This window comes from Sphingobacterium sp. SYP-B4668, assembly GCF_027627455.1.
In the GTDB taxonomy this organism is placed as follows: Bacteria; Bacteroidota; Bacteroidia; order Sphingobacteriales; family Sphingobacteriaceae; genus Sphingobacterium.
Map to the genome: position 1 here is coordinate 185,469 of NZ_CP115483.1, position 12,771 is coordinate 198,239.

At 42.5% G+C, this 12,771-nt stretch carries 12 protein-coding genes; 7 read left to right on the forward strand and 5 right to left on the reverse strand.

Features of this window, described 5'->3' with window-relative positions; translation table 11 throughout:
* Window positions 1-54: 54 nt before the first annotated feature.
* Window positions 55-1,599, reverse strand: coding sequence for an NAD(P)/FAD-dependent oxidoreductase (locus tag OQ289_RS00850; RefSeq protein WP_270088985.1), 1,545 nt, complete (start codon window positions 1,597-1,599; stop codon window positions 55-57).
* Window positions 1,600-1,942: 343 nt separating this feature from the next.
* Between OQ289_RS00850 and OQ289_RS00855 the strand changes: the two genes are divergently transcribed.
* The 5 genes from OQ289_RS00855 to OQ289_RS00875 all read left to right on the forward strand — a co-directional run bounded on the left by OQ289_RS00855 (window position 1,943) and on the right by OQ289_RS00875 (window position 5,598).
* Window positions 1,943-2,521 carry a LemA family protein gene (locus OQ289_RS00855; RefSeq protein WP_033563692.1) on the forward strand — a complete coding sequence of 193 codons (579 nt, stop codon included), beginning with the start codon at window positions 1,943-1,945 and terminating at the stop codon, window positions 2,519-2,521.
* Window positions 2,522-2,594: 73 nt separating this feature from the next.
* Window positions 2,595-3,032: a TPM domain-containing protein gene (locus OQ289_RS00860; protein WP_270088986.1), complete on the forward strand. Its 438-nt coding sequence runs from the start codon at window positions 2,595-2,597 to the stop codon at window positions 3,030-3,032.
* Window positions 3,033-3,053: 21 nt separating this feature from the next.
* Entirely contained in the window at window positions 3,054-3,875 is an 822-nt protein-coding gene (locus OQ289_RS00865; RefSeq protein WP_270088987.1) for a TPM domain-containing protein, read from the forward strand.
* A 78-nt stretch (window positions 3,876-3,953) separates the two neighbouring features.
* Window positions 3,954-5,084 (forward strand): TlpA disulfide reductase family protein, encoded by a 1,131-nt coding sequence (locus tag OQ289_RS00870; RefSeq protein WP_270088988.1) that lies wholly within the window; start codon window positions 3,954-3,956, stop codon window positions 5,082-5,084.
* Between the two features lie 70 nt (window positions 5,085-5,154).
* On the forward strand, window positions 5,155-5,598 hold the full coding sequence (locus tag OQ289_RS00875; RefSeq protein WP_270088989.1) for a hypothetical protein: 444 nt from the start codon (window positions 5,155-5,157) through the stop codon (window positions 5,596-5,598).
* 66 nt (window positions 5,599-5,664) lie between these two features.
* On the opposite strand, the gene pfkA is transcribed toward OQ289_RS00875, so the two are convergent.
* The 4 genes from pfkA to OQ289_RS00895 form a co-directional block, all read right to left on the reverse strand.
* Window positions 5,665-6,639, reverse strand: coding sequence for a 6-phosphofructokinase (gene pfkA, locus OQ289_RS00880; protein ID WP_270088990.1), 975 nt, complete (start codon window positions 6,637-6,639; stop codon window positions 5,665-5,667).
* A 128-nt stretch (window positions 6,640-6,767) separates the two neighbouring features.
* Window positions 6,768-8,444, reverse strand: a complete 1,677-nt coding sequence (locus OQ289_RS00885) for a protein-disulfide reductase DsbD family protein (protein ID WP_270090887.1) — start codon at window positions 8,442-8,444, stop codon at window positions 6,768-6,770.
* Between the two features lie 369 nt (window positions 8,445-8,813).
* Window positions 8,814-9,263 (reverse strand): protein-disulfide reductase DsbD domain-containing protein, encoded by a 450-nt coding sequence (locus tag OQ289_RS00890; protein ID WP_270088991.1) that lies wholly within the window; start codon window positions 9,261-9,263, stop codon window positions 8,814-8,816.
* 124 nt (window positions 9,264-9,387) lie between these two features.
* Window positions 9,388-10,164 (reverse strand): biotin--[acetyl-CoA-carboxylase] ligase, encoded by a 777-nt coding sequence (locus OQ289_RS00895; protein WP_270088992.1) that lies wholly within the window; start codon window positions 10,162-10,164, stop codon window positions 9,388-9,390.
* 49 nt (window positions 10,165-10,213) lie between these two features.
* Here OQ289_RS00895 and rsfS point away from each other — a divergent pair, with 49 nt between their 5' ends.
* Window positions 10,214-10,588: a ribosome silencing factor gene (gene rsfS, locus OQ289_RS00900; RefSeq protein ID WP_033563685.1), complete on the forward strand. Its 375-nt coding sequence runs from the start codon at window positions 10,214-10,216 to the stop codon at window positions 10,586-10,588.
* Between the two features lie 48 nt (window positions 10,589-10,636).
* On the forward strand, window positions 10,637-12,703 hold the full coding sequence (gene ftsH, locus OQ289_RS00905) for an ATP-dependent zinc metalloprotease FtsH (protein ID WP_270088993.1): 2,067 nt from the start codon (window positions 10,637-10,639) through the stop codon (window positions 12,701-12,703).
* Window positions 12,704-12,771 lie beyond the last annotated feature (68 nt).

Below are 12,771 nucleotides of genomic sequence, written 5' to 3' on the forward strand. Positions count from 1 at the left end.
TTGGTATGGCAAAAATACACTTTATATGCTATCTGGCAAAATAAAATTTAAAAATTATGGTAACGGTATGGCGTTGACACAGTTAATGCCATCGACAGCTGCTGATACAATACCTCCAGCATATCCGGCACCTTCGCCACATGGATATAATCCTGTGATTTGGGGGTGTTGCAGACTCTCTTTGTCTCTTGGTATACGTACCGGTGAGGAAGTGCGCGATTCTACGCCTACTAGAATTGCTTCATTCGTATAATAGCCTTTCATTTTTTTACCAAATATCGGAAGTGCACCTCGAAGAGCCTCTCGTACAAAATTAGGGAGCACCTCGTCCAAATCTACACTGTTGGTGCCCGGTTTATAGGAACAGTCAGGCAGCGAACTGGAGACTCTTTTTTCAACAAAGTCTACCATGCGTTGTGCGGGAGCAACAAGTCTGCCTCCGCCCAAATCGAAAGCCAATTTTTCTACTTGTTTTTGAAAATCTAGTAGTGCAAAGGGGTCGGTAGCGGCATTCGGTACATCTTTTAGATTGATCTGGGTCACGGTGCCAGAGTTGGCGTGAGGATTGTTGCGTTTGGACGGGGACCAACCATTGACTACAATTTCTTCCAAATCGGTTGCGCAGGGAGCAATGATGCCGCCGGGGCACATACAAAAGGAAAATACTCCTCGGTTATTGACCTGCTCGACCAGACTGTAGTATGCGGGAGGTAGGTTCTCGTGGCGTGTGCTGCAATGGTATTGTGCTTGATCGATGAGTGCTTGAGGATGTTCGATACGTACACCCAAAGCGAAGGATTTGGCCTCTATTAGCCAATTCTTTTTTCTAAAAAGCTCAAATACATCTCGCGCAGAGTGACCTGTTGCGAGAATCACATGCGGAGCATTAATTTGCTCTCCACTGGCAAGCGTGACACCTGTTACGGCACCAAAGGCTTCGTGGATGTCAATCACACGTTGATCGAAAATAAACTCACCGCCGCACTCGAGTATGGTATTGCGCATCGCAGCAATGATATGTGGTAGTTTATTGGTGCCGATATGTGGACGAGCATCTACCAAAATGTCGTCTGTAGCGCCGTGGTTGACAAAAATCTGTAGTACTTTCTGTACATCTCCTCGTTTATCGGAACGGGTGTACAGCTTTCCATCCGAGTAGGTACCGGCTCCTCCCTCTCCAAAGCAATAGTTGGATTCTGGATTTACGTGTCCCTCGCGAGTAATTTTTGCAAGATCCCGCCTGCGCTCACGGACTTCTTTACCTCTTTCGATGACAATAGGCTTTAGCCCCCTTTCAATGCACCTATAGGCGGCAAATAAGCCTGCAGGGCCTGCACCTATAATAATGACGGGCTTGGCATTTTTGACCTGCTGATGATTGGGGTGATGAATATCGACGATAGGTTCCTCATTGATATAAAAGATGACCCTGACACGAAATACGACATGCCGACTGCGGGCATCGATTGAGCGTTTTCTGATTTTGAAACCTTTAATTTGTGAAAGGGGGATGCGGAGTTCTTTGACTCCTTTTTCAAGAATATATTCACGGTCCGTGATATGGTCCGGAGATAGGGCAAGTTCTATTTCTTTCTGCATGATGTGGCTGGGTTTTTATCCCAAAACAGTACAAAAATAAAAAAAATGCTTCGCATTAACGACCGCGGGGATGAAATTCAGAAACATACTCGCCTGTACATCGATCTGTCGAGCGGAAGAGTGTGCCATAAGCTGACGTTATGGCCTTTTTAATTGTCTTGAAAGTGCCTTCGTTTAGATTTTTCTCCTGTTGGGAGGCTTGCGAAGCCTCTTTGAATTATTTTCTTATGTATAGTTTTGTCTAAAGCTCACGTAATCAAATCTTGGTATTTGCTTTGTTACGATGAATTGGGTATTGAAACAATTTAGTATATTTAACAGTTAATTAGAAAACACATTACACATGAAAAGATTATTAATCGCATTAGTTGGCTTATTTACAGCGTTGTCCTTTAGTTCTTGTGGTTACAATACAATGGTTTCCAAAGATGAGAATGTAAAAGGAAAGTGGGCTCAGGTTGAGAATGCTTATCAACGCCGTGCGGATTTAATTCCGAATTTGGTAAATACGGTAAAAGGAGCTGCAAAACATGAAGAGGGAACATTGACAGCAGTCGTAGAAGCTCGCGCTAAAGCGACTTCGGTAACGGTCGACCCTTCTAATCTTTCGGAAGAGGCTATTGCTAACTATCAACAGACACAAGATGCACTATCTCAGTCTATCGGACGTCTATTGGTAAGTGTTGAAGCATATCCCGACTTAAAGGCTAATCAGAGCTTTTTAGAGTTACAAGCGCAATTGGAAGGTACTGAAAATAGAATCTCTGTAGAGCGTAGAGCTTACAATGAGGCTGTACAAGATTATAATACAACTGTGAGAAGCTTCCCTAATAATATCATGGCGGGTATGTTTGGATTTAAGCCAAAAGGTACATTTAAAGCTGCCGAAGGATCGGATAAAGCTCCAGAGGTATCTTTTTAATATAGAAATTAGTAACGGAGATGGACAATTTTGATGAAATGCAAAATTGTTCATCTTTTTTTAATCCAATAGTATGCAAATATTAAGCGCTGAAGAGCAAGAGCAAGTCGCACATGCGATTAGTGTTGCGGAGAATATGACGTCTGGCGAGATTCGTATTGTCATAGAAAACACTTGTCCGGCACAGGATCCACTAGACAGGGCAGTTTCTTATTTTAAGAAACTAGAGATGCATGCTACCGCGCAACGTAATGGTGTATTGGTGTATTTGGCTGCTCATGACCATCTTTTTGCGATCATAGGTGATGCTGGTATTAATGAACGAGTAGGGCCTGATTTTTGGGAATCTACTAAGGAGACCATGGCATCTTATTTCAGGACGGGAGAGCTGGCAAAAGGATTGATTGCCGGCGTCCATCAAGCTGGAAATCAACTTAAGCATTTTTATCCCAATACTTCCGACGATGTCAATGAATTGCCGAATGAAATTCATTTTGGCAATAGTAAATGATGTACATATCCAGAGACTAACATGCATATATTAAGAAAAGCACACTTTAGATCGCTTTTGATATGGTCTATTTTTAGCATATTCCTGCTAAAGGCGAACGCGCAGGATTTCCCTGCTGCTCCGCAGAGACTTGTCAGTGATTATACCAATACATTGAGCAGTACCCAGGTGCAGGCTTTGGAAAGCAAATTGTTGAAGTTTGAAGACTCCACATCCACCCAGATTGCAGTGGTGGTGATGAATACGACGGGGGATTATGATATCGCCGATTATGCTGTTCGTCTCGCCCAAAAATGGGGTGTGGGTGACAAGAAGTATAATAATGGTATTCTATTGTTAGTGGCATTGGGCGACCGTGCCGTCACGATACAGACGGGATATGGCCTGGAAGGAGCTGTGCCTGACGCAATAGCCTACCGCATCATTGAAAATGAAATTAAGCCGGCTTTTAAGCAAGGAGACTATTATACTGGGATAGATCGTGCTACGAATGCATTGATTGCCTACTCCAAAGGAGAGTATAAGAATGAAGGAAATGATCGGCAAGCACCAGCTGGTGGAGGTAATATCTTAAAAATTATCATCCTTGTAATTGTTGTCATTGTAGTTTTTGCAGCCAGTAAAGGCGGCGGTGGCGGCAATAAGGGCGGGGGACGTGTAATTGGTGGTAAGGGTGCAAATGATCTCTTCTGGTGGACATTGTTGAGTGGATTAATGGGGGGCGGTCGATCTTCGGGTGGTGGATTTGGTGGTGGTAGCGGCGGAGGTTTCGGCGGTGGCGGCGGATTTGGTGGCTTCGGAGGAGGAGGATTTGGTGGTGGTGGTGCCAGTGGTCGCTGGTAACAAGATTTTTATGGAACGGGTGTATAAAATAGAGGAATAAAAGCGTTGTAAAGGCGACGATATAATTAGAAAGCAATAATGAAGCAAACATTTTTATTGGGACTTGGACTTCTCCCCGCAATATTATTTGCACAAGAAGACTTTACGGTACATGGAAAATTGACAGGAGCGGGTGAGAAAGCGAAAGCTTACATTCAATATCGAGACAACGGTCAGGCTTTTATGGACTCTACTGCAGTAGTGAAGGGTGAGTTTAAGTTTCACGGAACGGTTTCTGAGCCTGTCCAGGCATTTGTCATTTATTCACCTGAAGGCGTGGATGTGCAATCTATTCCGCAGCCAGATGTGACGGCAGTGTATCTTTCAAAGGGTGTCGTGAAGATTGACGGTGCCGCGACTATCAAAGAAGCGACTGTAAGCGGTAATCAGATCAATACCGACCTGATGAAATATAAGCGTGCTATCAAGCCTTTTGAGGATCAGTTCTCGGGACTCAATGCAGAATACATGGCTGCAACAGATGCGCAAAAGAACGATCAGGCTTTCGTAGGGCAACTGCAGGAGAAAGCACAAGGAATCTTTGAAAAGCAGAAGGTCGTAAATGATGAATACATCAAGGGGAATCCCAATAGTTACATAGCACTGAATTTGTTGGAAGAGAAGGTGGATCCGGAGAATGTGAACACAGATGTGGAGCCGCAATTCAATGCGCTCTCTGCTTCTTTGAAAGCCTCCAAAAAAGGAAAAGCTTTAGCACAGAAAATCAACGATCTAAAGAAATTGGCGGTGGGGTCGGTTGCCCCAGATTTTACGCTGCCTGATACAGCGGGTAACAACTTGGCACTCTCTTCCTTGAGAGGGAAATATGTGTTGGTCGATTTTTGGGCAAGTTGGTGTGGTCCTTGTCGTCATGAGAATCCTAATGTGGTTGCTGCATTTGACAAGTTCAAAGATAAAAATTTTACCGTATTGGGTGTGTCGCTTGACCAGCCGGGAAAAAAAGAGAAGTGGATGCACGCGATCCAAACAGATAGTCTGCAAGGCTGGCCACATGTATCAGATCTGAAAGGATGGGAGTCGGTAGTGGTGGGATTATATTCAATTCGTGGTATACCCCAAAACTTTCTATTAGATCCTGAGGGAAAAATCGTGGCCTCTAATCTAAGGGGCGAGGCCTTGCATGCGAAGCTTGCTGAAATTTTAAAATAGATTAAATAATCCATTTTTGGTATACAAGAGGCCTTTCAACGGAAGGCCTCTTGTGCATTATAGTTATCCGATGAAGACGATATATATTAGTTTGGTAAGCTTGTTTTTTCTGATTTCTTGTCAACAATCTCCTAAAGAGGGCGTGGCAGTTATTAATCTTGCTGCTCTTACGACTGTGCCCCTGGATCATCCAATAGATGAATTGGCGAAAGGGGATACTTTTATTGATGTGGACTTGCCTGATGGTGCGCGAATAGATCGGTTATCTCAGCAGGATCTAGGTTTGTTGAAAGCTGCGGCGTATCGTTTTTATAAACATGTAGCGTTGAAAGATAATCGATATGTAGTGGATATTAAGGATGGTAAGGGTATAAAGGTCGCGGATGATGTGGTCTCGGCCTATATTAAAGCTTTAATGGAAACGAATGTATTTGCAGACTCTCTGCAAAGCGAAGGGCAGGAGATAAGATTGCCAGCGATATCAGATGAATATCTGCTTAATTTGCTGAAATAGAAATATAGGCTCAAAAAAAAGGGGAAACATATACATGCTTCCCCTTTTTTAATAGTTCCTGTTATATTATAGCGATAAGATTTCGACGATTCTGGTGAGATTGTCATCAATTTTATCAATGTGTTTAATGGCTTTGCTGAAGGGAGTATATTCTATGTGTCCATGAACCAAACCTACCATCTCTCCTCTGCGGCCTGCAATTAGTCCTTCTACAGCTCCAACGCCCACGCGACTAGCTAAGACCCTATCCATGCAAGAGGGAGCGCCTCCGCGTTGAATATGGCCTAGGATGGATAGGCGGACATCGTAAGATGGGAAACTTTCTTTTATCTTACCAGCAACGACCATACCACCTTCTTTATCACCTTCTGCTACGATAATGATTCGTGAAGCTTTATTTTTACGGGTCTTGTCTAAGCGGGTCATGATAGCATCATAGTCCACCTTGATTTCTGGAATGAGGACAGCCTCTGCTCCAGTACTGATGCCTGAACGAAGAGCAATAAGACCTGAATCTCGTCCCATTACTTCAATCACAAACAGACGGTCGTGGGATTCAGCGGTATCACGTATTTTGTCTACAGCATCCACCACGGTGTTGATGGCAGTGTCATATCCGATAGTGAAGTCTGTACCGACCAAATCATTATCGATTGTGCCTGGTAGGCCCATAATAGGCATGTCAAACTCCTCTATAAATTTTGAAGCTCCCGTAAACGTACCGTCACCTCCAATGACGACCAATGCGTCAATTTCGTGTTTCTTTAGATTTTCATAGGCCTTTTTCCGTCCCTCTGAGGTACGAAATTCATCACTTCTGGCAGTTTTTAAGATGGTACCTCCCCTTTGAATTATATTCGCCACGGATTTTGCATCCATGCTGATGATATCTCCACTCACCATCCCATCATACCCTCTACGGATACCAAAAACATTTAAATTATAGTAGATACCTGTGCGGACAACTGCTCGAATGGCAGCGTTCATACCGGGAGCATCACCTCCTGATGTTAGTACGGCAATATTTTTAACGTTACTCATATATATCCAAACATAGCTATAATTGCTTTTTTTTACAAGTAATAGTTTTCTTTTATGTGTAGCAGATGGCGATGGACATAAAAGAGAACCTAAATGAGCAATCTAGCAATATAGAAAGCTAATAAAATTTACTTTTTGGCTTTGAACGCATCAATGCCACTTCTAAGGAAAGCGATATAACTGTCTATGTCATAGTTCGCCCCGCTTGGTGGAACGAGCACATTTCCCTGAGTATCCACGATGACATAGTAAGGCTGCGCATTGTTATTAAAAGTTGCAGCCTGAAAATCACTGTTTTTGTTTCCAATAGTTTTGATTTTTTTTCCACTGAACGTTGATACATATTGCTCTTCTGGCGCAAGAACAGTTTTGTCATCGACAAATAATTCTGCCATCACAAACTCTTCTTTGAGTATCTTGGCAACTCTAGGGTCTGTCCATACGTTTGCTTCCATTTGTCTGCAGTTTACACAATTCCAACCTGTAAAATCAATCAAGACTGGTTTATTGATTTCTTTAGCAGTCTCCAGCGCCTGGTCGTAGTCGTAGTAAGGGTCAAATCCTTTTGGGGTGCCTCTTTCGTGAAATATCTCCGCGTACTTTTTGACTTTTCCATCACCGGTGGCAGGACCGTGGACCCCCATTCCGGTGGTCAAGTCAAAATCTTGGGTGGCCGAAGGGGGCAGGAAAGCGGATATGGATTTCAATGGTGCGCCCCATAGACCTGGAACCATATAAACCACGAAAGCAAATACCGTGATGGCGAGCAACGTACGAGGTACTGAAAGGTATTTCAAATCGCTGTCATGCGAAAATTTGATCTTTCCGATCAAGTACAGTCCCATTAGACCAAAGATGACGATCCATAGTGATAGGAATACCTCTCTATCCAACCAGTTCCAGTGATAAGCGAGGTCTACATTGGATAAAAATTTTAAGGCCAATGCTAACTCTAGAAAGCCTAAAACGACTTTTACACTATTCAGCCAACCTCCCGATTTGGGCATTGACTTTAAAAGTGAAGGAAACATTGCAAACAAAGCAAATGGTATAGCCAATGCTACTGAAAACCCGAGCATACCTACTGCCGGGCCGAGTCTGTCCCCTTTGGACGCTGCATCTACTAGTAAAGTGCCGATTATTGGCCCCGTACAAGAAAAGGAAACGACAGCAAGACTGAAGGCCATGAAGAAGAGACCTACCAGTCCGCCTTTGTCAGACTTGGCGTCAATCTTATTTACAAAGGAGCTTGGTAATGTAATTTCGAATGCACCGAAGAAGGAGGCGGCAAAGACAACCAATAGAAGAAAAAAGAAGAAATTAAAATATCCATTGGTTGACAACGCATTGAGTGCATCCGAGCCAAAGATGATGGTGACAATCATGCCTAGCGCGACGTAGATGACAATGATGAAAAACCCGTATAGTAAAGCTTGTCCAATTGCTTTGGTCCTACTGCCTGCTTTTTTTGTGAAAAAACTAACGGTTAGCGGGACCATAGGGAAGATACAAGGCATCAAGAATGCTGCAAATCCACCGATTAATCCGGCAATAAAGATTCCCCATAGGGATTGATCCGCATTGTTGTCACCACTGGCGGATACTCCTGTGGCCTGCACGGTAGCGGCCGAATCAACTGATGGCGATGTTTCGGGAGCAATCACTTCCTCTTGCCCATCTGAAAATTCCAAATCGGAGGGCATTTCCAATAAGATAGAAGAGTCAGTGGTCGTACTATCTTGGGTGATGGCGGCAAAGGAAGCTGTTGCAAAGATGAACAGCGAGCCTAATAATAGTATCTTCATAGCCCACTGGCGAATCATGCATAGGGATGCTCCCCCACTGATGATGCCGACGGAGTCCTTAAGAATTTGTAATGTCCATTGGTTAGGTGCACTTTCAGAAAAAACAGGAAGCTTTTGCATATCGATTGTTATTATAAGATTATTTTGATAAGCCCTTGACGGAAAAGGTAAACTGATTGCTGCATTCCGAAAAAGGTTTTTTGTCTTTGTCATTAGACATTATTCGAAAAACCAACATAAAGTATTAACGCCTGCAGCAGAAAATGGGATATGCGGATTTGGATGGCGATCGAATATATGAAGTACTTTCAGCAAAAAAGGCAGTAAATAAATTACTGCCATATTCTTTTTAACGTAAATTACAGTGGGTTACTTAACCTGTACAGTGAACTCATATTCGTCAGGAGGAAGACAACGGGTGTCATCGCAGACCATAAATTCAACAGATCCTTTTACAGCTGTCTGTCCTTTTTTCAATTTTATTTTTTGAGCAAAAACAACTTCTTTTTCGAAATATTTGACATTCATCTTGAATGCGTCTTCGTATTTTGACTTTGGAGTTGGTTCTACCGTTTTACCTGCTAATGTGAAGTCTTTTGATGCTGCAAAGTTGAACTTTGTAGGCTCTGGACCACCTTCGCCAATATTCTGGGAATAGATATGCCAACCGTTTTCTATTGTTGCTTTAACGTAGATTACAGCTTCGGTGTTACTTGTTTTTTTGGTTGCCACAGACCACTTCACTGGGTTAAGGATCTGCGCATTTACGCTAACGATGGTAAATAGTACGGCAACGATTAATAAGCTAATTTTTTTCATTTTATTTTGTTGAGTTGTTTGTGCATCTATATTACTCCTTTAATTAAAGAAGGTTTAATCCACTAGGACAAAAATAATGCAAAAGTTTCTCTTTAAACTAATTCAAAAGTAAAATTATCGTTGCCTATAGCTTGTGTGAAATTTCCTTCATTTGAAATGTGCGAATGGCTTTGCCAAAGTCTATGTGAAGTAATCCGTCCTTTCTTACCTCGACGATTTTTCCCTGTACCTCTACGTCGTCAATCAAAAAAGGCCGTAGCTCCCCCTGCCACATGAGAGTGTTATTGTAGGCTTTTAACAACTCGCTATGTGCTCCTTTTCTCAATAGTTCGTATTGCACCTGAAGGTGCTGGAAGAGCGAGGGGAGTAACTGATCAATAGAAAGGTCATCTTTTTGGCCAAGCATTCCCTTCATCGAGCAGACTCGTTGAGTTAATTCGGCTCCAAAGTTAGTTTGGTTGATATTGACACCGATGCCTATTATACTGCTGCTGATGCCATTTTTTTTCACTTGATTTTCGATTAGAATTCCACAAATCTTTTGCTGATCAACCATGATATCATTCGGCCATTTCACTTTTACCGATTGTCTCAAGATAGATTGTAGCCAGTTTGTCAGGCCTAAGCTGAAACAGATGTTCAATAAAAATTGATCTTCAATGGCTAGGAATGTAGGGTAAAAGACTATGCTTATCGTCAGATTTTTCCCCGGTTGGGATTGCCATGTATTGCCGCGTTGCCCTTTTCCACTGTATTGATCTATTGTCATAATGGCAGAACCTTCGTCAAGTGGCTTGAAATTTGACAGTTGTTCCTTCAGATAATCGTTTGTTGAGGATACTCGGTCTAATTTTATTAAATTTTGACCCACATAAAGTCCCGGAAATATGTTATTTTGCACAGAAATATAGTGTTTAAGAGAATTTAATATTCAAAACTATAATATTTTAATGATTAAAGATAAGAAAACAGGGTTGTCTTCCAAGTTGTCGGAGATTGTAGTTCATGGGATGCAAGAGAAAAAGGGCAACGAAATAGTACGGTTGGATTTAAGAAATATTAACAGTTCGGTCTCTGATTATTTCGTAATTTGCCATGCTGATTCTACCGCCCAGGTCAATGCAATTGCGAAGAGTGTAGAAGACGAAGTTTATAAAGCCTTTGGACAAGACCCTTGGCACAAAGAAGGTCAGGGAAACGGAGAATGGATTCTGCTGGATTTTGTCGATGTCGTGGTCCATATTTTCAAAACAGATAAGCGAGAGCATTATGGTATCGAGGATTTGTGGGGTGACGCAGCCATCCAGACATATCAAAGTGCCTAGTCTAAATTAAAGCAGAAAAAAATTAATTTCACAAATTAAGAGAATATAATGAATAAAATACCCAGTAAAAAAATAACACCCATGCCACCAAAATTCAATATGATGTGGCTGTGGATCGCTATGATTTTGGGATTTTTGGGGTTGCAGTTTTTTTTCAATGGAGAGACGGCAAAGCAAACAACCTATAGCGAGTTCGAATCTAAAATGCTCAACACAGGTGATGTAGAGAAACTAGTCGCCTACAAGAAAAATGACCTTGTACAAGTCGAGGTTTATATCAAGAAAGATAAGTTAAAAGAAGATAAATATAAGGAAGTGGCACCAAGTCCAAGTGCCCTGAATTTGACGCCATCAACAGGACCTCAATATGTATTTACCGATGGTTCTTATGAGGCGTTGGAAAAGAAATTGGATGAATCACAGATTAATGTAGATCCTGCCCAACGTATCCGAGTAGTCCCAGAAGACAGGTCCAATCCTTGGACAGGATGGTTTGTGTCTTTCATGCTCCCATTATTGATTATCGTATTGATTTGGATATTCTTGATGAAGCGTATGAACGGAGGCGCTGGAGGTGCCGGTGGTGCAATTTTTAATATCGGTAAATCTAAGGCGCAGCTATTCGACAAAGAATCTCAGATTAACATTACGTTTAATGACGTGGCGGGTCTAGAAGAAGCTAAGCAAGAGGTTATGGAGATCGTTGATTTTCTTAAAAACCCTAAGAAGTATACCAATTTAGGTGGTAAGATTCCGAAAGGGGCTCTTTTGGTCGGCCCTCCGGGTACAGGTAAAACCTTGTTGGCCAAAGCGGTAGCAGGAGAGGCACAGGTTCCATTTTTCTCGCTGTCGGGCTCCGACTTTGTGGAAATGTTTGTTGGGGTGGGGGCGTCGCGAGTACGTGATTTGTTTAAACAAGCGAAGGAAAAGGCTCCATGTATCATTTTTATTGATGAAATAGATGCGATAGGTCGTGCACGTGGCAAAAACTCCATTATGGGAGGCAACGATGAGCGTGAGAATACCCTAAATCAGTTGTTGGTAGAGATGGATGGTTTTGGCACGAATGTAGGCGTAATCATCCTTGCGGCGACCAATCGTTTGGATGTTTTGGATACAGCATTGCTTCGTCCGGGACGTTTTGATCGTCAAATATCGATTGACAAGCCAGATTTGATTGGACGAGAACATATTTTTAAAGTACACCTTAAGCCCTTGAAGCTCTCGGAGACCGTAGATGCGAAAAAGCTGTCTGCACAGACTCCAGGATTTGCAGGAGCAGAAATTGCAAACGTCTGTAATGAGGCCGCTCTTATCGCTGCTCGTAAAAACAAGACGGAGATTGACATGCAGGACTTTCAAGATGCTATCGATCGTGTAATCGGAGGTCTTGAGAAGAAGAACAAAATTATCTCCCCTGAGGAGAAAAAGATTGTCGCTTACCATGAAGCTGGGCATGCTATTGCAGGTTGGTTTTTAGAACATGCAGATCCATTGGTAAAGGTTTCTATTGTTCCACGTGGAGTAGCTGCGTTGGGATATGCGCAGTACTTACCGAAGGAACAATTCCTATATACGACCGAACAGTTATTGGACAGCATGTGTATGACAATGGGTGGACGCGTAGCGGAAGATATCACATTTGGACGTATCTCCACAGGTGCTCAAAATGATTTGGAACGTATTACCAAATTAGCATATGCCATGACTGCGGTGTATGGGATGAATCATAAAGTTGGTAACGTGTCCTTTAGAGACAGTTCGGGCGAATCCCAGTTTCAAAAGCCATATTCTGATCAGACTGCAGAGTTGATCGATGACGAAGTAAGGACATTGGTATCAGCGGTATATGATCGTACCAAGGAGCTGTTATTGGAAAAGCAAGATGGCTTAGTGGCCATTGCAGAGAAATTATTAGAAAAGGAAATCCTGTTCCAATCGGATTTAGAAGAGATATTAGGTAAACGTCCATTTGCAAATAGGACCGCTTATGACGAATTTGTCAATGGCAAATCATCTGGCGTTCCGCAGACTGACCTTCCTGTACCTCCGATCCCTGAAGAGTCTGCTGAAGGACGTATTGAAGGGCAGAACAATGAAAATCCCAGTTCTTAATCTATAGAACGTTGGACAATGCACTGTAGTAAACCCTACAGTGCATTGTTTCTATAAAAACATACCCC